The organism is Yersinia canariae (genome assembly GCF_009831415.1).
Taxonomy (GTDB): domain Bacteria; phylum Pseudomonadota; class Gammaproteobacteria; order Enterobacterales; family Enterobacteriaceae; genus Yersinia; species Yersinia canariae.
Genome location: NZ_CP043727.1, coordinates 1064852 through 1089358 on the forward strand (window position 1 = coordinate 1064852; position 24507 = coordinate 1089358).

A 24507-nucleotide genomic window follows, 5' to 3' on the forward strand; every position below is an offset into this window, starting at 1 on the left:
ATTAGATAGCCAGTATAGCGTCGAGCGCGTCCCTCTCCAACCGTTCTCCGATGTGAGGGCAGAGATCGTTTAAGCTTCGTGTTATAATCCCCCCATTGTGTCGCCAGAGCGGCCTGTTTCCACGTTGAGTATGAGACAATGTTTGAGAACTTAACTGATCGATTGTCGCGCACACTGCGCAATATCAGCGGCCGTGGCCGGCTGACAGAAGAAAATATTAAAGAAACGCTGCGTGAAGTGCGTATGGCGTTACTGGAAGCTGACGTAGCTCTGCCGGTTGTTCGTGACTTTATCAACCGGGTAAAAGAGCGCGCTGTCGGGCATGAGGTGAATAAAAGCCTTACGCCAGGGCAGGAATTCGTCAAAATCGTTAAAAATGAACTTATTGCCGCAATGGGCGAGGTCAATAACGAACTGAATCTGGCAGCACAACCGCCAGCAGTAGTGTTAATGGCCGGCTTGCAAGGTGCTGGTAAAACCACCAGCGTGGCCAAGCTGGGTAAGTTCCTTAAAGAAAAACAGAAGAAAAAAGTGCTGGTGGTTTCTGCTGACGTTTATCGCCCTGCGGCGATCAAGCAGTTAGAAACGCTGGCACAACAGGTTAGCATTGATTTCTTCCCGTCTGATGTGCAAGAAAAACCGATTGATATTGTTAATCGTGCTCTGCAACAGGCGAAGCTTAAGTTTTACGATGTGCTGATTGTCGATACCGCCGGTCGTTTACACGTCGACGAAGCGATGATGGATGAGATCAAACAGATTCATGCCGCGATTAATCCGGTTGAAACACTGTTTGTCGTCGATGCCATGACGGGTCAGGATGCCGCGAATACAGCTAAAGCTTTCAACGAAGCATTACCCCTCACGGGTGTTGTACTGACCAAAGTTGATGGTGATGCTCGTGGCGGTGCTGCGTTATCTATCCGCCATATCACCGGCAAGCCAATTAAATTCCTTGGTGTCGGTGAGAAAACTGAAGCGCTCGAGCCGTTCCATCCAGATCGCGTGGCGTCACGTATTCTGGGGATGGGCGACGTTCTCTCCCTGATTGAAGACATTGAGAGCAAAGTTGACCGCGCGCAGGCCGAAAAACTGGCCACCAAACTGAAAAAAGGCGATGGTTTTGACCTCAATGACTTCCTTGATCAGTTGAAGCAAATGCGCAATATGGGCGGTATGGCCAGCATGCTAAGTAAAATGCCGGGCGCAGGTCAGTTGCCAGAGAATGTAAAATCGCAGATGGATGACAAGGTAACCGTGCGGATGGAGGCTATCATCAACTCGATGACGCTGAAAGAGCGCGCTAAGCCAGAAATCATTAAAGGTTCGCGCAAACGCCGTATCGCCACCGGTTCTGGTGTGCAAGTGCAGGATGTTAACCGCTTACTCAAGCAGTTCGACGAAATGCAGCGCATGATGAAGAAAATGAAAAATGGCGGTTTGGCCAAAATGATGCGTGGCATGAAAGGTATGATGCCACCGGGTTTCCCAGGCCGTTAAATGTCATTTCGCACTGTGATGTTAACCGGCGCGATATGAGTAAAGATTTCCCGCTGAAAACAGCGGTAAACGAAGAAAATTGTGCTCATTACAAAACTAGCGCACAGGAATCTACGCTTTAGATTGCTTTTTGCGCCAAAATGAGTAAAATTTTCGGGCTTTTTATATTGCAACTGGACCCCGTTCCCCGATGGGGTCCAGTTGTTTTATTAACTAAAGAGGATGTTATGGTAACAATTCGTTTGGCTCGTGGCGGCGCTAAAAAGCGTCCGTTCTATCAAGTAGTAGTGACCGACAGCCGTAATGCTCGTGACGGTCGTTTCATCGAACGTGTAGGCTTCTTTAACCCGATCGCATCTGGTCAGGCTGAAGCTCTGCGTTTGGACCTGGACCGTATCGAACATTGGGTTGGCCTGGGTGCAACAGTTTCTGATCGCGTATCTGCGCTGATCAAAGACGCTAAGAAAGCAGCTTAATCTGTCGCGGTGGTGGTTATTATGAGCAAGCAACTCAATCCAGTGGTTCCCGAACAACCGATTGTTCTCGGTAAAATGGGTTCAACTTACGGCATTCGCGGTTGGCTCAGAGTATTTTCATCCACCGAGAACGCCGAAAGCATTTTTGATTACCAGCCGTGGTTTATCCAGCAGGGTGGTAAGTGGCAGCATGTCGAGTTGGAAGACTGGAAGCGCCACAGTCAGGATCTGATCATTAAGGTCAAAGGTGTTGATGATCGGGATGCTGCGAATCTACTGACTAATTGCGAAATTGTCGTCGATTCCCAACAACTGCCTGAACTGGAAGAGGATGATTACTACTGGAAAGACCTTATGGGCTGTCAGGTAGTAACAACCGCGGGTTACGAACTGGGTAAAATCATCGATATGATGGAAACCGGTTCTAACGATGTGATGGTAGTGAAAGCAAACCTGAAAGATGCATTCGGTATGAAGGAGCGGTTGGTCCCGTTTCTTCATGGGCAGGTTATCAAGAATGTCGATCTCACTGCTCAACGTGTTGAAGTAGATTGGGATCCTGGTTTTTGACCTCCGAATTAAACGGCAAAGATGAGCGGAACAAAACAATGTGGATTGGTGTTATTAGCCTGTTTCCTGAGATGTTCCGCGCAATAACCGATTACGGGGTAACTGGCCGGGCAGTAAAAAATGGCCTGCTGAGCGTGCAGTGTTGGAGTCCTCGTGACTTTACCTACGATCGGCATCGTACCGTGGATGACCGCCCATATGGCGGTGGCCCGGGAATGTTGATGATGGTGCAACCGCTAAGGGAAGCCATTCATGCAGCAAAAGCAGCGGCAGGCGAGGGAGCAAAGGTGATTTATCTGTCACCTCAAGGGCGCAAACTGGACCAACAGGGTGTTTGCGAACTGGCGACTAATCAGAAGATGATTCTGGTGTGTGGTCGGTACGAAGGAGTTGATGAGCGCGTAATCAAAACCGAAATTGATGAAGAATGGTCAATTGGAGATTACGTCCTCAGCGGTGGCGAGCTGCCGGCAATGACTCTGATAGATTCAGTATCCCGTTTTATTCCGGGCGTGCTGGGTCATCAGGCCTCAGCAGAGGAGGATTCCTTTGTTGATGGATTGCTAGATTGCCCACACTACACTCGTCCTGAGGTGTTAGAAGGGATGGAGGTACCGCCAGTCTTACTGTCGGGTAACCATGCCGAGATTCGTCGCTGGCGCTTAAAGCAGTCGCTGGGCCGTACCTGGCTTAGAAGACCTGAACTTCTAGAAAGCCTAGCTCTGACTGACGAGCAAATGGTGTTGCTGGCTGAGTTCCAACGCGAACACAAGCCCTGAAGCAACAGAACTATGAAAGGAATGTTGTGCCGCGTGCCAACTTCCTGATATATCAGTTTACCTAGGGTAAGAGACTTATTATGAGCAATATTATCAAGCAAATCGAACAAGAGCAGATGAAGCAAGACGTGCCTGCATTCCGTCCGGGTGATTCCGTGGAAGTGAAGGTATGGGTTGTTGAAGGTTCTAAAAAGCGTCTGCAGGCATTCGAGGGCGTGGTTATCGCTATTCGTAACCGCGGTCTGCATTCTGCGTTCACCGTTCGTAAAATTTCCAACGGCGAAGGTGTTGAGCGTGTATTCCAAACTCACTCCCCAGTAATCGACAGCATTACTGTTAAACGTCGTGGTGCCGTTCGTCAAGCGAAACTGTACTATCTGCGTGAGCGTACTGGTAAGTCTGCTCGTATCAAAGAGCGTCTTAACCGTACTAACTAAGATAAGCTCAGGCTTCATCCAAAAGTTAATAGTTATGAAGGGGTTAGCCATGTGCTAACCCCTTTTTTTATGTTAATAGAAACATAATAGCGGTATAGATCGCAGCACCGAAGGAAATAGAAAGGGTAGTCGAGGGAATTAGCGTGGCATCACACCACGCTATAGATACTTACAAACCGTAAACCAGAGTCACTGATGTTGTGGTGTCAGTGTTTTTTGGTGCGCTGGCCGGTGGCTTGGTGTTATAGGTCGCCACATAGGCTAAACGCAATGCGAAGCTTTTATTGATAGCGACGCTCAATGCTGTTTCTGAGTTCAATGTGGTTTCTTCGTTTGCCAGTGCTGAAACACCTTCACTGAAAACGGTATTGTCGGTCAGTTGGTAAGTATAGTTACCACCTGCATAGGCCAATGCTTTTGTCGCACGGCCACCTTCATAAAACTCATCATGGCGAACACCGGGACCAAATTCCACCCGCAGATTGTGCAATGGTGTGGTCATAATCTGGCGACCATAACCGGTGGTCAAAACAGACCGGGAATCAAAACCATTATAACGGTCATTCAACCAACTGGCTTGCCCAAACAGATAGTTTCTATCTGTCAGATTATAGCGAGTACGGCCACCTAGCTGGTAACGCTCAGAAGAGCGCTGCTCGTTAGCGCTGGTATTCCGAGCCGCTCCCCACAAGCTATACGCAGTGTTAGGCTGGAACCAAGTTAGCGTTGAGTTAGCGGTCAATGTTGAATTGGTCGTATTGCCTGATTGTGCGGTATAACCTGCCTCTACGGTACCATCGAAGCTCTTTTTGGCTGTGGCTGGATCGTCTAAGGCTGTAAAAACAGTCGCGTCAGCAAGCGCTGAGGTGCTGATTAGGGATAAAGCGAGTGTGCTGATATAAAACGGCAACGCCCTGGTATGACGCAAAGAAAACATAATAGGTCCATGGTGAAAAGGGTGATTTTTGTGATGCGGCACGCATTGTAGCAGTTGTGATCCCACTTGCTCATAAGATATTTCAGATTGAATAATTAATTATAATAAGAGGTTTTTTTTGATGAGTTCATTCTTAAAAGGTCATAAATAGAAAAGAATATGTATTTGAATTCTGGCGAAAGGAAGAAATTAAAAGGGCCAGAAGAGTTCTGGCCCTCGGTATGGGTCTTACTCAATTTATTACATAAAAGTCGTTACGAGCAGGTAACCGGTGATGCACGAACAGATAACACCGATAAGTCCTGGAATGATAAAACTATGATTAATAATAAATTTACCAATCTTGGTGGTGCCAGAGCGGTCAAAACCGATGCAAGCAAGATCACTTGGGTAGGTCGGCAGAACAAAGTAGCCGTAAGCTGCTGGGAAGAATGCAATCAGCATTTTCGGATCAACGCCCAACTGTAATCCCATTGGGGCGATTGCGGTCAGCGCTGCTGCCTGGCTATTGACCAGTTTTGATACTAAGAACAGAACAATGGCATAGGTCCAGGGATGGCCTTTTACCACATCTTCCAATACGAGTTTCAAATCACCCATGTGGGCTTGGAAGAAGGTATCACTCATCCAGGCAACACCGAATACTGAGAAGATGGCAACCATGCCAGCTTTGAATACCGCACCGTTAGAGATATCGCTGGGTTTAACTTTACAACCAATAAGAATGACTGCACCGGCAATCAGCATCATCATCTGAATAACCAGGTTCATTGATAATGACTGCATTTTCCCTTTAACTTCGAAAGCGGGGCGCAGGTCGGCAAATGCACCCAGTAATACCACCAGTGCGATAGCAGCGAAAAATATCCAAGTTGACCAATAAGCTTGTTTCGGGAAAACCTGATTTAACAATGTGTCGGTTGAGCCATAGATAAAATCGCGCTGTTCAGGATCTTTGATTCTCTCCTGGAAATCAGGGTCTTTATCCAGATCTTTACCGCGGCGTAAGCTCCATAATGCGGCCATCAGCACCCCAACTAAAGAAGCCGGAACGGATACAGCCAGAATCTCCAGAATGCTATAAGCATGGCCTATACCGTGATTTGCACCAATAATTGACACTAATGACACTACCGCAACCGATACAGGGGACGCTGTAATTGCCATTTGTGAAGCAACGGAGGCCACCGCCATTGGTCGTTCCGGGCGAATACCTTTTTTAATGGCAATATCGGAAATAATAGGGAACATGGTGTAAACAACATGCCCAGTACCGCATAGAAAGGTTAATGACCAAGTTGTGAATGGTGCTAGTAGCGTAATATGCTGAGGATGTCGCCGTAATAATCGCTCAGCGAATTGCATCATGACATTTAACCCACCGGCAGTTTGTAATACAGCAGCACAACCAATAACGGCTAATATTGTCAGCATTACATCAACAGGTGGTTTTCCTGGTTCGAGACCAAAGATAAAGGTTAGGATAAATAAACCAATACCACTTATTAACCCCAGCCCCATGCCACCATAGCGAGTACCAACTAATAGGCAGAGAATTATAATTATAAATTGTAGTGTTATCATAACGTTACCTTGCTTCCAACATGAATAAAATTCGGTTGGATATTGGCTGTTTTAAGCAATGAACAGGGCTCTTATTCGTTTTATCTATCAGAGCCTAATGTTGCATTGATAAAACCTTGCTAATATCAAGGCTATATTGTTCAGTTATGTAACTAATCAAATCTGAGATCTGCCTCTATTTTTATATCAGATTGGACTTTTATAATTAATTAAAGTGGAATTATACAGGTATTTTAGAATTCACAATTTAATTGTAAAGTTAATGTGTGAATATTGTTTTGATTTAATTAATTGTCGGTTATCTTTATTAATGGTTAATTCGGATTGCTCATCAAAATAATCAACAAGATCGTCACTCATCGGAGCAATATATCAACTTTGTTGCATCATTCAGTTAATTCCTAATTTCTCTTTTAGAGATTTTAAGTAACGGCGACTCACGGGGATATGTTTACCACTACGGGTAATCACTTCGGCAGAACCGTTATCCATAAGTTGTATCTCGCCCAACTGTTCGGTATTGACCATGTATTGCCGATGGCAGCGAATAAAAGGGGTTTTCTCTTCCAGAGTTTTGAGTGATAGCTGGGTATAGCCTGATTGCACGGTTCCGACAACATGCACACCACTTAACTCTGAACTGAGATATTCGACTTCCTCAATTTTCAGCAAGAAAATACGATTGTGACCAGAGCAGGGAATATGGCGCAGCATTGGCTCTGTTATTTTGTGTAAATTATTATTTACACCAAGGCCTCTTCTTAAGCGTATTAACGTTTTTGCTAAACGTTGATGGTCGAGAGGTTTTAACAGATAGTCAAAGGCATGTTCTTCAAAGGCTCGGATTGCATACTCATCGTAAGCGGTGACAAAAACGATATGCGGCATATTTTCCGGGTTCAGCATTGAAGCTAATTCCAGGCCATTAATTCTCGGCATTTGGATATCGAGAAATATTACATCGGGCTGCAGGCGCTGAATAGAGGGGATGGCTTCCAGTGCGTTGCTGCATTCGGCGACGATCTCTATGTCATGTTCTTCACTTAATCTTTCGCGTAAATCTTCACGCGCGGGTTGTTCATCGTCGACGATGATGACTCTTAACATACGGCCTCCACAAATTTTCCGCATTTTATCATGGCCTCCAAGAGAGGTTGGGGCCATCTGCAGAAACTGCGACTTACCGCAAAAGTCAGACAAGAATATGCCGTCAAATTGACTGGTAATTATTTATTTACACATATGGATTGAAAAGTTTACACGTCGTGGTATTGTGGAGACCTCAAACGATAAACACGCTAAATGACATCCGATAAACAGAGATAGGTAAAGAATATGATCATGCAAAAAGATGCGCTCAATAATGTCCATATCAGTGCCGAACAAGTATTGATAACGCCGGAAGAACTGAAAAAACAGTTTCCATTGAGCAATAATGATCAGTATGCAATTGAAACTGCCCGCAAAACTATTGCTGATATTATTCAGGGGCGAGATCCCCGCCTGTTGGTTGTCTGTGGCCCATGTTCTATCCACGATGTGGATGCTGCTCTGGATTATGCGCGTCGTTTGAAAACTCTTTCTGCACAATTGAGTGACAGCCTGTATATCGTCATGCGTGTCTATTTTGAAAAACCGAGAACGACTGTTGGTTGGAAAGGCCTGATTAATGACCCGGCAATGGATGGCTCTTTTGATGTAGAAAGAGGATTACATATTGCTCGTCAATTGTTATTGGATTTAGTGGGCATGGGGCTGCCTCTGGCGACGGAAGCTTTAGACCCGAACAGCCCACAATACTTAGGTGATTTATTCAGTTGGTCGGCCATCGGTGCTCGTACGACTGAGTCACAAACTCACCGTGAAATGGCTTCAGGTTTATCTATGCCAGTTGGGTTTAAAAATGGCACTGACGGTAGTTTAGGTACGGCAATCAATGCGATGCGTGCGGCTGCTATGCCACATCGTTTCATGGGGATTAACCAGTCAGGTCAGGTTTGCTTACTGCAAACTCAGGGTAATCCACACGGCCATGTGATTTTACGTGGTGGTAAAACCCCTAACTACAGTGCACAAGATGTTGCTCAGTGTGAAAAACAGATGCAGGATGCGGGACTCGTTCCATCCTTAATGATAGATTGCAGTCATGGTAATTCGAACAAAGACTACCGTCGCCAGACTGCGGTCGCTGAATCTGTTGTTGAACAGATCAAGGCTGGCAATCGTTCTATCACTGGTGTGATGCTGGAAAGTAACATCTATGAAGGGAATCAATCATCTGAGCAGCCACGTACTGATATGCGCTACGGTGTTTCAGTCACTGATGCTTGTATTGATTGGGAAAGTACCGAAACCTTGTTACGTGGTATGCACCAGGAATTACGTTCAGCGCTGGCGGCACGGACTGCAGAGGAAAAGTAAGTATGGTGGCTGAACTGACCGCTTTGCGCGATCAAATTGATGAAGTCGATAAAGCATTGCTGGACTTGCTGGCTAAGCGCTTGCATCTGGTTGCAGAAGTAGGTGAAGTTAAAAGCCGCTACGGTTTGCCTATTTATGTTCCAGACCGCGAGGCTTTGATGTTGGCCTCACGCCGGCAGGAGGCCGAGGCTCTTGGTGTGCCACCTGATTTGATTGAAGATGTGCTGCGCCGGATAATGCGAGAGTCTTATACCAGCGAGAATGACAAAGGGTTTAAGACGCTATGTCCACAATTGCGCCCGGTCGTTATCATCGGGGGTGAGGGGCAGATGGGGCGATTATTTAGCCGAATGCTCACACTGTCCGGTTATCAGGTCAAAACGCTGGAACAAGAGGACTGGCCACAGGCTGAATCTATTCTGGCAGATGCCGGAATGGTGATTGTCAGTGTGCCGATTCATATCACTGAAGAAGTGATAGCCCGTTTGCCAAAATTACCGGCAGATTGCATTTTGCTGGATCTGGCTTCAGTCAAAAATAAACCGTTGCAAGCTATGCTTGCCGCCCATGAAGGGCCGGTTGTCGGCTTACATCCAATGTTTGGGCCAGATGTCGGTAGTCTGGCAAAGCAAGTGGTCGTGTATTGTGATGGCCGCTCCCCACAAGCATATCAGTGGCTGCTAGAGCAGTTGCAGGTATGGGGCGCGCGATTGCATCGTATTAGTGCTGTTGAACATGACCAGAATATGGCGTTTATTCAAGCATTACGCCACTTTGCGACTTTTGCATACGGATTACATTTAGCAGAAGAAAATGTGCAGTTGGAGCAACTGCTGGCGCTATCTTCACCCATTTATCGGCTGGAATTGGCGATGGTGGGGCGGCTATTTGCGCAAGATCCGCAGCTTTACGCCGATATTATTATGTCATCGGAAGACAATCTGGCGCTGATTAAACGCTATTACAAACGTTTTGGTGAAGCGATTACTTTGCTGGAGCAAAGTGACAAACAAGCCTTTGTGCAAAGTTTCCAGAAAGTGGAGCATTGGTTTGGCGATTATGCCGAGCGCTTCTTGGTGGAGAGCCGTTCGTTACTGCGGCAGGCGAACGACAACCGGCAGTAAATCCGTTTTATTTTAAAAAGTCATCCCGACAGTGTCGGGGTGACTTTTTGCTCTCTATTCTTACGCTTAGCGACAAATACTGAAAGGCTAACTCGGGTTGACCGGAACTACGTTCTCACTCGGGTAACAACCCAATACTTTTAATGACCGGGTTATCTGCGTCAGGCCTGCCAAGGCTTTTTGCATAGATTCCGAACGCAAGTTGGCCTGTACATCTAGATAAAACATCTCTTCCCACGGATTGCCATTAATTGGCCGTGATTCAAGCTTCGTCATGATGATTCCGTTATCTCTCAGCACGAGTAGCGCCTCAACCAATGCCCCAGACTGCTGGCCTGTCGCCATAATTAAGGTGGTTTTTGCCGGTATCTGATCAGAGACATCAATGGCTTTACGGGCAAGAATAATAAAGCGGGTGATATTTTGCTGCTGATTTGCCAGATTGTGTTCCAACACTTGTAAGTTATAAAGCGCGCCACCGGCTTCACTGCCTAATGCAGCCGCCTCTGGTGAGTTCAACTGTGCCACTTTCTCCATTGCCGCAGCAGTGCTTTCGCAATATTCGATTTTCCAATGAGGGAAACGGTTAATAAACTGGCTGCATTGTTGGAAAGGCTGTGGGTGGCTATAGACTGTTTTGATTTGGCTTAAATCAGTTTCGGTGGCGATCAGCACGCAGTGGTCGATAGGATTGGTTATTTCCCCGACAATTGACAAGCTGGTGTGTTGCAGCAAATCATATACGTCATTGATAGAACCTGAGCTGGTGTTCTCTATGGGTAATACGGCGTAATCCGCCTGGCCGGTTTCTACCTGAGTAAAAATATCCTGGAATTTTTGGCAACCACATTCAATCAGGTGCTCAAAGTGACGAGCTGCATATTGGCGCGCGGCTAAATGTGAGTAAGAACCTTTCGGCCCCAGGAAGGCGATACGAGCAGAATGCTTAGCGGTTTGATTTAACTGATGCTGTAACAGTGCCTGCTGCGTTAATACTGAATCTTCGATAATCAGTTGGAACAGGCGGGTGATATAGAATCCATCAAGATCATAGGGTTTGGCGGCAGTGATGAGCGCATCCAGCAAATCACGCTCACGTTCTTTATCACGAATTGGGCGATGATGGAGTTGCTTTGCTTTAGCAACCTCCACTGCCAATTCACGCCGCTCCGCCAGCAAGGCCAGCAGTTTTAAATCTAGTGCGCTGATGCGCTCACGTAGCACCAGTAATGGATTATCGCTCATAGGGATTTGCCTTAATTATCTTCCTGAATGATTACACCCTAAATAATTCGAGTCGCAGAAAGGCTGTAACTAAGCGAATCCCTAGAAGCTTACATTAGTAAGTGACTGGGGAGAGCCAAGGATGCCAACACACATGCAACTTGAAGTATGACGGGTATTTATGCATAAAAAAAGCCTCCCGCTTGGGAGGCTTTATTGTTCGTCTTCGCATTCTTTATCACACGACGAAACGCCTCCCAATCAGGGGAAGGTAAAAAAGAATGCGAAGAAAAACACTTTATTGATCATCGTTGTTGGTTACCTATTTTTTGATGCTGACCGGGACGATATGTTATAGCCAAAATAAACAGCCTCTAAACTAACCGCCAGTCTGAATTGCTGTCAATAAAAAACGCGCCCAAAGGCGCGTTAGATCCGAAATGAGATGGATTGCCGGCTATTGTTCCTGCTCGGATTCTTCTTCCTCTACATCTACTGACTCCAGATTAGCTTCTTTAACACTGCTTGCTGCTCGACGAGCTTCACCTTTGTGTTGCACTTTATTTAATTGGCGTTCTAGTTTGGTGATCAGTTCATTAATTGCAGCATACATATCATCATGTTTGGCACTGGCAACCAAGGGGCCCATTGGTGTACTGATGGTTGCATCTGCAACAAATCCTTGTGGATCTTTGGACAGTACAATATGTGGGTTTATCAACTGGGCCTGCCATTTATCCAGTTTGGTGAGACGGTCTTCGACATGCTTACGGATTGCTGGGGTAATATCCATTTGTTTACTGGTGATGTTGACTGTCATATGACTTACCTCTCTGTCTACTCCATCTTGGATAACTTCAGCATACCTCTCTTTTTCACAAAATGTATGATCAAGATCACTTATTTTTGTCACCTTTTGCAAAGGTCGTGGGAACTGTGATTTAACGTCAGGAATAGGTGCTGAGGGCTTGAATCATTGGCCAGAATGCCGCATTATTGATAAGTTATATCGTCTGGATATGGTGAAAAAGCGCATTATTTTTGTGTTTTAGTTCGGATACCAGCGCGATAGTCTGAAAGCATGAATCACGTCGATTTATGGCTAAAAGGCAGAATTGAAAACGGCAGCCTGAGCTGCCGTTTGTTATTTTATTATCTTAGACAATATTAGGCTGGGTTCGCCGCGATTATCTTGGCAACTTTGTCTGCTTGAGCATTCAGTTGCAATTGCTTGTAAGCATTTTCCATCAATGGCAACGCAGCACGAGTTGCTTGAGTATCAGGATAATCTCTCAGCATTTGTTCTACACGGTTAACTACCGCGACGTAAGCGCCTCGTTTAGTGTAATATTGCGCCACGGCCAGTTCATGCTTGGCCAGACGATCTTTCAGGAACATCAGACGTTTTTGCGCGTCAGTTGCGTATTGGCTGTTCGGATAGCTTTGAATCAACTGGTTAAAATCGCGGAATGCGGCCTTAGCATGTTGCGGATCGCGGTCTGAACGATCAATCCCGAAGAAGCCTTGCAATGCGCTGTCATCCAGAGCCATGTCAGTCAAACCACGCATATATAATACGTAATCGATGTTAGGATGTGTGGGATTGAGGCGCATAAAGCGATCGATTGAGGCTTGCGCCAACGGCAGATCAGCAGATTTATAATACGCATAAATCAAATCAAGCTGAACTTGTTGGGAGTAAGGCCCGAAAGGATAGCGGTTATCTAACGCTTCTAGTTGCGTAATTGCTCCCTTAAAGTTACCGTCCTGCAGTTTTTGCTGAGCGGTAGCATAGAGCTCAGAAGGCGGGTTATCGGGAACCACGTCCTTGTTACTGGAGCAACCGGTCAGCACCAGGCTCAACGTGGCGGCAGCCACCAGATATTTCATACGCGTCATGACGTTTTGATTATCCTCGAAGTGTTATTCCGGGAGACTGTCCGTTAAGCTCCCGACAAAGATCTAGATACAATAGCACATTATATTAAACGGCATCGCCGTCAAAACCCAACGTTAACGAACAAGAAGCTGCATATGGCACAACAAGTACAACTCAGCGCAACGGTGGCCGAATCACAACTCGGTCAACGGTTAGATCAGGCTTTGGCCGAATTGTTCCCTGATTATTCAAGATCTCGCATAAAAGAATGGATCTTGGAAGATAGGGTCACAGTCAACGGTAAAACAATTAACAAGCCTAAAGAAAAAGTGTTGGGTGGCGAGCTCGTCGCAATTGACGCGCAAATTGAGGAAGATGCCCGCTGGGCGCCTCAAGAAATCCCACTGGATATCGTTTATGAAGATAACGATATTTTAGTTATTAATAAACCCCGCGGTTTAGTCGTTCATCCTGGCGCCGGTAACCCTGATGGCACAGTTCTGAATGCATTGCTCTATTATTACCCAGAAATCATGGATGTCCCACGTGCGGGTATCGTACATCGTCTGGATAAAGATACCACGGGCTTGATGGTCGTGGCGAAAACCGTTCCAGCACAAACTCGTTTGGTTGAAGCACTGCAAGCACGCGAAATCACCCGTGAATATGAAGCGGTGGCCATCGGCAATATGACCGCAGGCGGCAGAGTTGACGAGCCTATTTCTCGCCATTCTACCAAGCGCACACATATGGCTGTACACCCGATGGGTAAACCGGCGACAACTCATTACCGGATTATGGAGCATTTCCGTGCCCATACTCGCTTGCGCCTGCGCTTAGAAACCGGTCGTACGCACCAAATTCGTGTGCATATGTCCCATATCAACCATCCGCTGGTGGGTGATCAGCTTTATGGTGGCCGCCCACGTCCGCCACGCGGCGCATCTGACTCCTTTATTTCTATTTTACGTGGTTTTGATCGCCAGGCGCTGCATGCAACTATGCTGCGTTTGTATCACCCAATCAGTGGCATTCAAATGGAATGGCATGCAGCATTACCAGAAGATATGGTTGAGCTGATTAATGCACTGAAGGCAGATACCGAAGAATTCAAAGATCAGATGGATTGGTAATGAACAAGCTGATACTTCCCGATTGGCCAGCGCCTGCTCGTGTCAAGGCATGCAGCACCACCCGTCATGGTGGTATCAGCGAATTCCCTTATGATTCATTAAATCTTGGCACTCATGTGGGGGATACCGCCGCCAGTGTGGCCGCCAATCGTCAATATTTAGTGGAACAAGCGGAATTGCCGCAAATGCCGGTCTGGCTAGAGCAGGTGCACGGCACGCGTGTCCTGCATTTGGATGGTAAGATTGTTTCTGATGTACAGGCGGATGCTGTTTATAGCCGCGTCGCTGGGCAAGTTTGTGCGGTAATGACAGCAGATTGCTTGCCAGTGCTGTTTTGCTCGTCAGCCGGTGATGAAGTGGCCGCCGCCCATGCAGGGTGGCGTGGCCTTTGTGCCGGAGTTCTGGAGCAAACATTAGCTCAGTTCAATGCTGGCCCTCGTTCTATTATTGCCTGGTTAGGTCCAGCAATTGGCCCGCAGCAGTTCGAAGTGGGTGAAGACGTTAAACAGGCATTTATCCAAATTGACGCACAATCCGCGGCTGCGTTCACTCCTTCCGGCTCTAAATATCTCGCCGACATCTATTTATTAGCTCGATTGCGGCTACAGGCCGCTGGTATTCACGCTATATATGGTGGCGATCACTGCACAGTGACTGAAAAACAACATTTTTTCTCTTATCGGCGCGATGGAATCACTGGACGTATGGCAAGTTTAATCTGGCTGATATAACCTATTGAATTAGGACGATCCGCTGGCGCATAACGTTTTACTTTAAATATAGTGTCGAAATAACCTTGAAAATTTGAGGGATGACCTCATCTAATCTCCAGTAGCAATTTTGACCAATATTGGAGGTGTTATGCGTCTGGATCGTCTTACTAGCAAATTCCAGTTAGCCCTCGCCGATGCCCAATCTTTAGCTCTTGGGCGCGACAACCAATTTATTGAACCGTTACATTTGATGAGCGCACTGCTCAATCAGGATGGGGGGACGGTTCGCCCATTGTTGACCTCGGCGGGGATTAATGTCGCCAGTTTGCGCAGCGACATTGAGCAAGCATTAGGTCGGCTTCCACAAGTTGAAGGGACCGGTGGTGATGTTCAACCATCAAATGAGCTGGTTCGTGTACTGAATCTTTGCGACAAATTGGCGCAAAAACGTGCAGATAAATTTATCTCTTCAGAGCTGTTCGTTCTGGCAGTACTTGAAGACCGCGGTACATTAACTGACATGTTAAAGGCCGCAGGTGCAACAAAAGATAAAATAAATAAGGCAATTGAAGATATGCGTGGTGGTGACAAAGTTGATGACCAAGGAGCTGAAGACCAGCGCCAGGCATTGAAAAAATTCACTATCGACCTGACTGAGCGGGCGGAACAAGGCAAGCTCGATCCGGTTATTGGCCGTGATGAAGAAATTCGCCGCACTATTCAGGTGTTACAACGCCGGACCAAAAATAACCCGGTGTTAATTGGTGAGCCTGGTGTCGGTAAAACAGCCATTGTTGAAGGTCTGGCACAACGAATCGTGAACGGCGAAGTGCCGGAAGGCCTGAAGCATAAACGTGTGCTTTCATTAGATATGGGTGCACTGATTGCGGGTGCGAAGTATCGCGGTGAGTTTGAAGAGCGCTTGAAAGGCGTGTTGAATGATTTATCAAAACAAGAAGGCAGTGTGATCTTGTTCATTGATGAATTGCATACCATGGTCGGGGCCGGGAAAGGCGACGGGGCGATGGATGCCGGCAACATGCTGAAACCTGCATTAGCGCGCGGTGAATTGCATTGCGTTGGTGCAACAACACTCGATGAGTACCGCCAATATATAGAGAAGGATGCGGCGCTAGAGCGGCGTTTCCAGAAAGTGTATGTGGCGGAGCCGACTGTTGAAGACACTATTGCCATTTTGCGCGGGCTGAAAGAGCGTTATGAACTGCATCACCATGTGCAGATAACTGACCCGGCAATTGTGGCTGCGGCAACACTGTCGCACCGCTATATTTCGGATCGCCAGTTACCGGATAAAGCTATCGACCTTATTGACGAGGCCGGTTCTAGTATCCGTATGCAGATGGATTCAAAACCGGAATCATTGGATCGCCTCGAGCGGCGGATTATCCAATTGAAACTGGAACAGCAGGCATTGAAGAAAGAATCTGATGATGCCAGCAAAAAGCGTCTGGAAATGCTCAATACAGAGTTAGAGCAGAAAGAACGCGAATATTCAGAGCTGGAAGAAGAGTGGAAAGCAGAGAAAGCTTCTCTCACTGGCACTCAGAATATTAAAACGGAACTGGAACAAGCCAAAATCACCTTAGAGCAAGCTCGTCGTGTGGGTGATTTAGCACGGATGTCAGAACTTCAGTACGGTAAAATTCCTGAGCTGGAAAAACAGCTGGCGGCAGCAACGGCGCTTGAAGGAAAAACCATGAAGTTGCTGCGTAACCGCGTGACGGAAGCCGAGATTGCTGAAGTGCTGGCGCGCTGGACCGGCATTCCGGTATCGCGCATGCTGGAAAGTGAGCGTGATAAGTTGCTGCGCATGGAGCAGGACCTGCATAAACGCGTGATTGGGCAGGATGAAGCTGTTGAAGCCGTATCCAATGCTATCCGCCGTAGTCGCGCTGGGTTATCAGATCCGAACCGCCCAATTGGTTCCTTCCTATTCTTAGGGCCAACAGGGGTTGGTAAAACCGAGTTGTGTAAAGCGCTAGCAACCTTCTTGTTCGACAGTGACGATGCCATGGTGCGTATTGATATGTCCGAGTTTATGGAAAAACACTCCGTTTCTCGGTTGGTTGGTGCGCCTCCAGGTTACGTAGGTTATGAAGAAGGGGGTTACCTGACAGAAGCTGTGCGCCGTCGTCCTTATTCTGTCATTTTGCTCGATGAGGTAGAAAAAGCGCATCCGGATGTATTCAACATTCTTTTACAGGTGTTGGATGACGGTCGTTTGACTGACGGGCAGGGCAGAACAGTGGACTTCCGTAATACGGTGGTCATCATGACCTCTAACCTCGGTTCAGATTTGATTCAGGAACGTTTTGGTGAAAGAAGTTATACCGAAATGAAGGAAATGGTGATGGAAGTCGTTACTCATCACTTCCGCCCTGAATTTATCAACCGTATAGATGAGGTTGTTGTCTTCCATCCACTGGGCCGAGCGCATCTGGCTTCAATTGCCAGCATCCAACTGGAACGGTTGTACAAACGGCTGGAAGAACGTGGCTATCAGGTCACTATTACTCAGCCTGCGCTGGAGTTCTTGGGTGAAACCGGTTTCGATCCTGTTTATGGTGCGCGGCCATTGAAACGCGCTATCCAGCAGGAAATCGAGAATCCGCTGGCGCAACAGATACTTTCCGGCAAATTAATACCGGGAGTCCCAGTGACTCTTGATGTGGAAAATGGGCATATCATTGCCAAACAATAATGATAAATCCTTGAGGGGGCGAGAAATCGTCCCCTTTTTGTTGTCTTTTTCACCGTATTTTGCATTTTTGCCGCAATAGTGAGCGGTTGAAAAGTTTTTTCAAATTAGGGGTTGCAGGCTGTCAGGAACTCCCTATAATGCGCCTCCACTGACCGGGAACAACGAAACATACTTCGCCGGGTCAGGAAGAGAAAAGATAGACTTTGACTTCGAAAGAAAACAAATAAACTCTTGACTCTTCAGCGGGAAAGCGTATTATCTGCCTCCCGCGTTACCGTAAGATTCGCCGCAAGGCAAACGGGTAACGAACGCTCTTTAACAATTTATCAGACAATCTGTGTGGGCACTCGCAAGACGATATCGAAGCCTGTTTCGGCAGGCAGAAGCAATATCAAAGTCTTGAAGAGTGACCAAAGCAGTACACATTTGAACTTCGGTTCGAATGCATATTTGCAGAAAGTAATCTTTGAGCATCGCTATGTTAACTCATAGCAAATCAAACAAATCTTAAATTGAAGAGTTTGATCATGGCTCAGATTGAACGCTGGCGGCAGGCCTAACACATGCAAGTCGAGCGGCAGCGGGAAGTAGTTTACTACTTTGCCGGCGAGCGGCGGACGGGTGAGTAATGTCTGGGAAACTGCCTGATGGAGGGGGATAACTACTGGAAACGGTAGCTAATACCGCATGACCTCGCAAGAGCAAAGTGGGGGGACCTTAGGGCCTCACGCCATCGGATGTGCCCAGATGGGATTAGCTAGTAGGTGGGGTAACGGCTCACCTAGGCGACGATCCCTAGCTGGTCTGAGAGGATGACCAGCCACACTGGAACTGAGACACGGTCCAGACTCCTACGGGAGGCAGCAGTGGGGAATATTGCACAATGGGCGCAAGCCTGATGCAGCCATGCCGCGTGTGTGAAGAAGGCCTTCGGGTTGTAAAGCACTTTCAGCGAGGAGGAAGGCATTGTGGTTAATAACTGCAGTGATTGACGTTACTCGCAGAAGAAGCACCGGCTAACTCCGTGCCAGCAGCCGCGGTAATACGGAGGGTGCAAGCGTTAATCGGAATTACTGGGCGTAAAGCGCACGCAGGCGGTTTGTTAAGTCAGATGTGAAATCCCCGCGCTTAACGTGGGAACTGCATTTGAAACTGGCAAGCTAGAGTCTTGTAGAGGGGGGGTAGAATTCCAGGTGTAGCGGTGAAATGCGTAGAGATCTGGAGGAATACCGGTGGCGAAGGCGGCCCCCTGGACAAAGACTGACGCTCAGGTGCGAAAGCGTGGGGAGCAAACAGGATTAGATACCCTGGTAGTCCACGCTGTAAACGATGTCGACTTGGAGGTTGTGCCCTTGAGGCGTGGCTTCCGGAGCTAACGCGTTAAGTCGACCGCCTGGGGAGTACGGCCGCAAGGTTAAAACTCAAATGAATTGACGGGGGCCCGCACAAGCGGTGGAGCATGTGGTTTAATTCGATGCAACGCGAAGAACCTTACCTACTCTTGACATCCACAGAATTTAGCAGAGATGCTTTAGTGCCTTCGGGAACTGTGAGACAGGTGCTGCATGGCTGTCGTCAGCTCGTGTTGTGAAATGTTGGGTTAAGTCCCGCAACGAGCGCAACCCTTATCCTTTGTTGCCAGCACGTAATGGTGGGAACTCAAAGGAGACTGCCGGTGATAAACCGGAGGAAGGTGGGGATGACGTCAAGTCATCATGGCCCTTACGAGTAGGGCTACACACGTGCTACAATGGCAGATACAAAGTGAAGCGAACTCGCGAGAGCAAGCGGACCACATAAAGTCTGTCGTAGTCCGGATTGGAGTCTGCAACTCGACTCCATGAAGTCGGAATCGCTAGTAATCGTAGATCAGAATGCTACGGTGAATACGTTCCCGGGCCTTGTACACACCGCCCGTCACACCATGGGAGTGGGTTGCAAAAGAAGTAGGTAGCTTAACCTTCGGGAGGGCGCTTACCACTTTGTGATTCATGACTGGGGTGAAGTCGTAACAAGGTAACCGTAGGGGAACCTGCGGTTGGATCACCTCCTTACCTAACGATACGCATTGCGCAGTGTCCACACAGATTGTCTGATGAATGTAAACGAGCAAGAGCACCTGTTGATGTTGTGAGTTTCGACTCATGCTGATGCAAAAACGATTAAGTTGAATGATTTAATCGGATTTTTGTGTCCCCATCGTCTAGAGGCCTAGGACACTGCCCTTTCACGGCTGTAACAGGGGTTCGAATCCCCTTGGGGACGCCACTCCGATAATGTGTGAAAGACATTATCACCGGTTCTTTATGAACTGAAAATATCTTAAAGATGACTTTAACGAGTCGTGTTTAAGATATTGCTCTTTAACAATCTGGAACAAGCTGAAAATTGAAACAATACAGCTGAAACTTATCTCTCCGTAGAAGTACTGAGATAAGGATTAACCTGTATTAGAGTCTCTCAAATGATCGCAATACGACGATGTCTGTAAAGACACCTTCGGGTTGTGAGGTTAAGCGACTAAGCGTACACGGTGGATGCCTAGGCAGTCAGAGGCGATGAAGGGCGTGCTAATCTGCGAAAAGCGTCGGTAAGGTGATATGAACCGTTACAACCGACGATACCCGAATGGGGGAAACCCAGTGCAATTCGTTGCACTATTGCATGGTGAATACATAGCCATGCAAGGCGAACCGGGGGAACTGAAACATCTAAGTACCCCGAGGAAAAGAAATCAACCGAGATTCCCCCAGTAGCGGCGAGCGAACGGGGAGGAGCCCAGAGTCTGAATCAGTTTGTGTGTTAGTGGAAGCGTCTGGAAAGTCGCAGGGTACAGGGTGATACTCCCGTACACAAAAACACACTTGCTGTGAACTCGATGAGTAGGGCGGGACACGTGACATCCTGTCTGAATATGGGGGGGACCATCCTCCAAGGCTAAATACTCCTGACTGACCGATAGTGAACCAGTACCGTGAGGGAAAGGCGAAAAGAACCCCGGCGAGGGGGAGTGAAATAGAACCTGAAACCGTGTACGTACAAGCAGTGGGAGCACCTTCGTGGTGTGACTGCGTACCTTTTGTATAATGGGTCAGCGACTTATATTTTGTAGCAAGGTTAACCGAATAGGGGAGCCGTAGGGAAACCGAGTCTTAACTGGGCGTCTAGTTGCAAGGTATAGACCCGAAACCCGGTGATCTAGCCATGGGCAGGTTGAAGGTTGGGTAACACTAACTGGAGGACCGAACCGACTAATGTTGAAAAATTAGCGGATGACTTGTGGCTGGGGGTGAAAGGCCAATCAAACCGGGAGATAGCTGGTTCTCCCCGAAAGCTATTTAGGTAGCGCCTCGTGAACTCATCTTCGGGGGTAGAGCACTGTTTCGGCTAGGGGGTCATCCCGACTTACCAAACCGATGCAAACTCCGAATACCGAAGAATGTTATCACGGGAGACACACGGCGGGTGCTAACGTCCGTCGTGAAGAGGGAAACAACCCAGACCGCCAGCTAAGGTCCCAAAGTCATGGTTAAGTGGGAAACGATGTGGGAAGGCATAGACAGCCAGGATGTTGGCTTAGAAGCAGCCATCATTTAAAGAAAGCGTAATAGCTCACTGGTCGAGTCGGCCTGCGCGGAAGATGTAACGGGGCTAAACCATGCACCGAAGCTGCGGCAGCGACACTTAGGTGTTGTTGGGTAGGGGAGCGTTCTGTAAGCCGTTGAAGGTGACCTGTGAGGGTTGCTGGAGGTATCAGAAGTGCGAATGCTGACATAAGTAACGATAATGCGGGTGAAAAGCCCGCACGCCGGAAGACCAAGGGTTCCTGTCCAACGTTAATCGGGGCAGGGTGAGTCGACCCCTAAGGCGAGGCTGAAAAGCGTAGTCGATGGGAAACAGGTTAATATTCCTGTACTTGGTGTTACTGCGAAGGGGGGACGGAGAAGGCTAGGCTAGCCGGGCGACGGTTGTCCCGGTTTAAGCATGTAGGCGGAGTGACTTGGTAAATCCGGTTGCTTATCAACGCTGAGGTGTGATGACGAGCCACTACGGTGGTGAAGTAGTTGATGCCAAGCTTCCAGGAAAAGCCTCTAAGCATCAGGTAACATTAAATCGTACCCCAAACCGACACAGGTGGTCAGGTAGAGAATACTCAGGCGCTTGAGAGAACTCGGGTGAAGGAACTAGGCAAAATGGTGCCGTAACTTCGGGAGAAGGCACGCTGGCATTAGGTAAAGAGACTTGCTCTCGGCGCCGAAGCCAGTCGCAGATACCAGCTGGCTGCAACTGTTTAATAAAAACACAGCACTGTGCAAACACGAAAGTGGACGTATACGGTGTGACGCCTGCCCGGTGCTGGAAGGTTAATTGATGGGGTCAGCCGCAAGGCGAAGCTCTTGATCGAAGCCCCAGTAAACGGCGGCCGTAACTATAACGGTCCTAAGGTAGCGAAATTCCTTGTCGGGTAAGTTCCGACCTGCACGAATGGCGTAATGATGGCCAGGCTGTCTCCACCCGAGACTCAGTGAAATTGAACTCGCTGTGAAGATGCAGTGTACCCGCGGCAAGACGGAAAGACCCCGTGAACCTTTACTATAGCTTGACACTGAACATTGAGCCTTGATGTGTAGGATAGGTGGGAGGCATCGAAGCGTGGACGCCAGTCTGCGTGGAGCCAACCTTGAAATACCACCCTTTAATGTTTGATGTTCTAACTCGGCCCCGTAATCCGGGGTGAGGACAGTGTCTGGTGGGTAGTTTGACTGGGGCGGTCTCCTCCCAAAGAGTAACGGAGGAGCACGAAGGTTAGCTAATCACGGTCGGACATCGTGAGGTTAGTGCAAAGGCATAAGCTAGCTTGACTGCGAGAGTGACGGCTCGAGCAGGTACGAAAGTAGGTCTTAGTGATCCGGTGGTTCTGAATGGAAGGGCCATCGCTCAACGGATAAAAGGTACTCCGGGGATAACAGGCTGATACCGCCCAAGAGTTCATATCGACGGCGGTGTTTGGCACCTCGATGTCGGCTCATCACATCCTGGGGCTGAAGTAGGTCCCAAGGGTATGGCTGTTCGCCATTTAAAGTGGTACGCGAGCTGGGTTTAGAACGTCGTGAGACAGTTCGGTCCCTATCTGCCGTGGGCGTTGGAAGATTGAGAGGGGCTGCTCCTAGTACGAGAGGACCGGAGTGGACGAATCACTGGTGTTCGGGTTGTCATGCCAATGGCATTGCCCGGTAGCTAAATTCGGAAGAGATAACCGCTGAAAGCATCTAAGCGGGAAACTTGCCTCGAGATGAGTCTTCCCTGGGGCTTTAAGCCCCCTGAAGGAACGTTAAAGACTATGACGTTGATAGGCTGGGTGTGTAAGTGCAGCGATGCATTGAGCTAACCAGTACTAATGATCCGTGAGGCTTAACCTTACAACACCGAAGGTGTTTTGGTGATTTGAGAGAAATTTTCAGCGACGTTCCGAGATTGGATTGGCTGGCTATACGGTAAAATAATCGTATAGCGGGTTAATTGAAACAGAATTTGCCTGGCGGCCATAGCGCGGTGGACCCACCTGATCCCATGCCGAACTCAGAAGTGAAACGCCGTAGCGCCGATGGTAGTGTGGGGTCTCCCCATGCGAGAGTAGGACACTGCCAGGCACATCTGGTGACTGACAAAATCGCCAAAGGCGGTTTTGCACAGCGAGGAGTGCTGGCCCTTTAAGGGTAGGTATCAGGATGATACACGTAAAAGAATCGGTGGAGCGGTAGTTCAGTTGGTTAGAATACCTGCCTGTCACGCAGGGGGTCGCGGGTTCGAGCCCCGTCCGTTCCGCCACTTATTGCAAAAGCCCTGAATCTCTGATTCGGGGCTTTTTTGCATTCGTAGTTTAGTATTATTAATAACTTTCCTCCTTAGTCTTACTTACCCTCCCGAGATTCTCCATTTCCAGGCACTTTGTTATCTTAGTCATTAAATACTTAATTTATTGTTAACCTTGCTGGCTCAACTTATTGAATATATTTAGCACTTTTTGACACTATATTTGATTTTTAATCAGAAGTATTGTGCCTAATGCACCATTTTTTGTCGATAAAACTCTTGTCATAATCAACTCAGTTTTTCACCAGGCCTATCTGTACGGCTGAATGAAAATTGTTAATTACATCTAAAGACAAAACTATTATCAGAAATGAGGAATTATGATGAGTATACCTGCATTCGGTCTTGGAACTTTTCGCCTTCAAGATCAAATCGTTATAGATTCAGTTAGCCAGGCATTGAAATTGGGTTATCGTGCTATCGATACAGCACAAATATATGAAAATGAAGCAGCAGTGGGCCAGGCTATTGCGGAAAGTGGTGTAAAACGCGATGAACTGTTCATCACGACCAAGATTTGGATTGCGAATTTGGCTCATGGGAAATTAATTCCGAGTCTGTTAGAGAGCTTACAGAAGCTGAAAACTGATTATGTAGATTTAACATTGATTCACTGGCCATCACCAAATGATGAAGTCTCGGTTGCTGAGTTTATGTCTGAATTAATGAAAGCCAAAGAACTGGGGCTAACTCGTCAGATTGGTATCTCTAACTTCACTATTGATTTAATGAAACAGGCTATAGCAGCAGTGGGTGCTGAGGCAATTGCAACTAACCAAATTGAATTATCACCATTATTGCAAAATCGTAAAGTTGTTGATTTTGCAAAGGAAAATGGCATTGTAATCACCTCCTATATGACGCTGGCTTATGGTAAAGCATTAGAAGAGCCTGTCATCAAGACTATTGCTGAGCAACATGGTGCAACTCCTGCCCAGGTCATTTTAAGTTGGGCGATGCAATTGGGTTACAGCGTAATTCCTTCATCAACTAAAGTGGCTAATTTAGCCAGTAACCTATTGGCTCAGGATTTACATTTGAGCGCGGAGGAGATGGCGATAATTGCTACTCTGGATAGTGATGAGCGGTTAGTCAGCCCTGATGGTTTAGCACCAAAGTGGGACTAATAGTTTT

General features: G+C 47.6%; 17 protein-coding genes, 2 tRNA genes, 3 rRNA genes and 1 other annotated feature. Of the genes, 16 read left to right on the forward strand and 6 right to left on the reverse strand.

The window, feature by feature from the left end; translation table 11 throughout:
- The first annotated feature begins 138 nt into the window (after positions 1-138).
- From ffh to rplS, 5 genes are all read left to right on the forward strand, one after another.
- A complete protein-coding gene (gene ffh, locus F0T03_RS04900) occupies positions 139-1500 on the forward strand; it encodes a signal recognition particle protein (RefSeq protein ID WP_145556946.1) in 1362 nt (453 codons plus the stop codon).
- Positions 1501-1727: 227 nt separating this feature from the next.
- Complete coding sequence (gene rpsP / locus F0T03_RS04905) at positions 1728-1976, forward strand: 30S ribosomal protein S16 (protein ID WP_004712517.1); 249 nt, start codon at positions 1728-1730, stop codon at positions 1974-1976.
- 21 nt (positions 1977-1997) lie between these two features.
- Positions 1998-2546: a ribosome maturation factor RimM gene (gene rimM / locus F0T03_RS04910; protein WP_075339262.1), complete on the forward strand. Its 549-nt coding sequence runs from the start codon at positions 1998-2000 to the stop codon at positions 2544-2546.
- A 38-nt stretch (positions 2547-2584) separates the two neighbouring features.
- On the forward strand, positions 2585-3325 hold the full coding sequence (trmD, locus tag F0T03_RS04915; RefSeq protein ID WP_004393426.1) for a tRNA (guanosine(37)-N1)-methyltransferase TrmD: 741 nt from the start codon (positions 2585-2587) through the stop codon (positions 3323-3325).
- Positions 3326-3405: 80 nt separating this feature from the next.
- Positions 3406-3762, forward strand: a complete 357-nt coding sequence (gene rplS, locus F0T03_RS04920; protein ID WP_004393427.1) for a 50S ribosomal protein L19 — start codon at positions 3406-3408, stop codon at positions 3760-3762.
- Positions 3763-3931: 169 nt separating this feature from the next.
- Here the strand turns inward: rplS and F0T03_RS04925 are convergent, their stop codons facing one another.
- From F0T03_RS04925 to btsR, 3 genes are all read right to left on the reverse strand, one after another.
- Positions 3932-4699, reverse strand: a complete 768-nt coding sequence (locus F0T03_RS04925) for a DUF481 domain-containing protein (RefSeq protein ID WP_159677359.1) — start codon at positions 4697-4699, stop codon at positions 3932-3934.
- 240 nt (positions 4700-4939) lie between these two features.
- On the reverse strand, positions 4940-6283 hold the full coding sequence (locus tag F0T03_RS04930; protein WP_145556944.1) for an anaerobic C4-dicarboxylate transporter: 1344 nt from the start codon (positions 6281-6283) through the stop codon (positions 4940-4942).
- Positions 6284-6673: 390 nt separating this feature from the next.
- Positions 6674-7390 (reverse strand): two-component system response regulator BtsR, encoded by a 717-nt coding sequence (btsR, locus tag F0T03_RS04935; protein ID WP_159677360.1) that lies wholly within the window; start codon positions 7388-7390, stop codon positions 6674-6676.
- 234 nt (positions 7391-7624) lie between these two features.
- Between btsR and F0T03_RS04940 the strand changes: the two genes are divergently transcribed.
- Together F0T03_RS04940 and tyrA are read left to right on the forward strand one after the other, a co-directional pair.
- Positions 7625-8704 carry a 3-deoxy-7-phosphoheptulonate synthase gene (locus tag F0T03_RS04940; protein WP_145554137.1) on the forward strand — a complete coding sequence of 360 codons (1080 nt, stop codon included), beginning with the start codon at positions 7625-7627 and terminating at the stop codon, positions 8702-8704.
- 2 nt (positions 8705-8706) lie between these two features.
- The gene (gene tyrA, locus F0T03_RS04945; RefSeq protein WP_145554127.1) at positions 8707-9828 is read left to right on the forward strand and encodes a bifunctional chorismate mutase/prephenate dehydrogenase; all 1122 of its coding nucleotides are present in this window, start codon (positions 8707-8709) and stop codon (positions 9826-9828) included.
- 87 nt (positions 9829-9915) lie between these two features.
- Here tyrA and pheA read toward each other — a convergent pair whose 3' ends face one another.
- The 3 genes from pheA to bamD all read right to left on the reverse strand — a co-directional run bounded on the left by pheA (position 9916) and on the right by bamD (position 12951).
- Complete coding sequence (gene pheA, locus F0T03_RS04950) at positions 9916-11073, reverse strand: bifunctional chorismate mutase/prephenate dehydratase (RefSeq protein ID WP_159677361.1); 1158 nt, start codon at positions 11071-11073, stop codon at positions 9916-9918.
- A gap of 164 nt (positions 11074-11237) precedes the next feature.
- Positions 11238-11362: a sequence feature (Phe leader region), on the reverse strand.
- A 147-nt stretch (positions 11363-11509) separates the two neighbouring features.
- Entirely contained in the window at positions 11510-11872 is a 363-nt protein-coding gene (raiA, locus tag F0T03_RS04955) for a ribosome-associated translation inhibitor RaiA (RefSeq protein WP_005166518.1), read from the reverse strand.
- A 347-nt stretch (positions 11873-12219) separates the two neighbouring features.
- A complete protein-coding gene (gene bamD, locus F0T03_RS04960) occupies positions 12220-12951 on the reverse strand; it encodes an outer membrane protein assembly factor BamD (protein ID WP_159677362.1) in 732 nt (243 codons plus the stop codon).
- 135 nt (positions 12952-13086) lie between these two features.
- Here bamD and rluD point away from each other — a divergent pair, with 135 nt between their 5' ends.
- The 9 genes from rluD (at position 13087) to dkgB (ending at position 24500) form a co-directional block, all read left to right on the forward strand.
- Positions 13087-14064 carry a 23S rRNA pseudouridine(1911/1915/1917) synthase RluD gene (gene rluD, locus F0T03_RS04965; protein WP_145554131.1) on the forward strand — a complete coding sequence of 326 codons (978 nt, stop codon included), beginning with the start codon at positions 13087-13089 and terminating at the stop codon, positions 14062-14064.
- Complete coding sequence (gene yfiH / locus F0T03_RS04970) at positions 14064-14795, forward strand: purine nucleoside phosphorylase YfiH (protein ID WP_159677363.1); 732 nt, start codon at positions 14064-14066, stop codon at positions 14793-14795. The genes rluD and yfiH overlap by 1 nt, the downstream gene beginning before the upstream one ends.
- Positions 14796-14925: 130 nt before the next feature.
- Complete coding sequence (gene clpB / locus F0T03_RS04975; RefSeq protein WP_145554135.1) at positions 14926-17499, forward strand: ATP-dependent chaperone ClpB; 2574 nt, start codon at positions 14926-14928, stop codon at positions 17497-17499.
- Between the two features lie 509 nt (positions 17500-18008).
- A 16S ribosomal RNA gene (locus tag F0T03_RS04985) occupies positions 18009-19553 on the forward strand.
- Positions 19554-19691: 138 nt separating this feature from the next.
- Positions 19692-19767, forward strand: a tRNA-Glu gene (locus tag F0T03_RS04990).
- A 242-nt stretch (positions 19768-20009) separates the two neighbouring features.
- Positions 20010-22919: ribosomal RNA gene (locus F0T03_RS04995) — 23S ribosomal RNA — on the forward strand.
- Between the two features lie 115 nt (positions 22920-23034).
- Positions 23035-23150: ribosomal RNA gene (gene rrf / locus F0T03_RS05000) — 5S ribosomal RNA — on the forward strand.
- The 16S, 23S and 5S rRNA genes sit together here with 2 tRNA genes alongside, the layout of an rRNA operon.
- Positions 23151-23251: 101 nt before the next feature.
- Positions 23252-23328 (forward strand) — tRNA-Asp (locus tag F0T03_RS05005).
- Between the two features lie 368 nt (positions 23329-23696).
- Positions 23697-24500 carry a 2,5-didehydrogluconate reductase DkgB gene (dkgB, locus tag F0T03_RS05010; protein WP_159680689.1) on the forward strand — a complete coding sequence of 268 codons (804 nt, stop codon included), beginning with the start codon at positions 23697-23699 and terminating at the stop codon, positions 24498-24500.
- Positions 24501-24507: the final 7 nt, after the last annotated feature.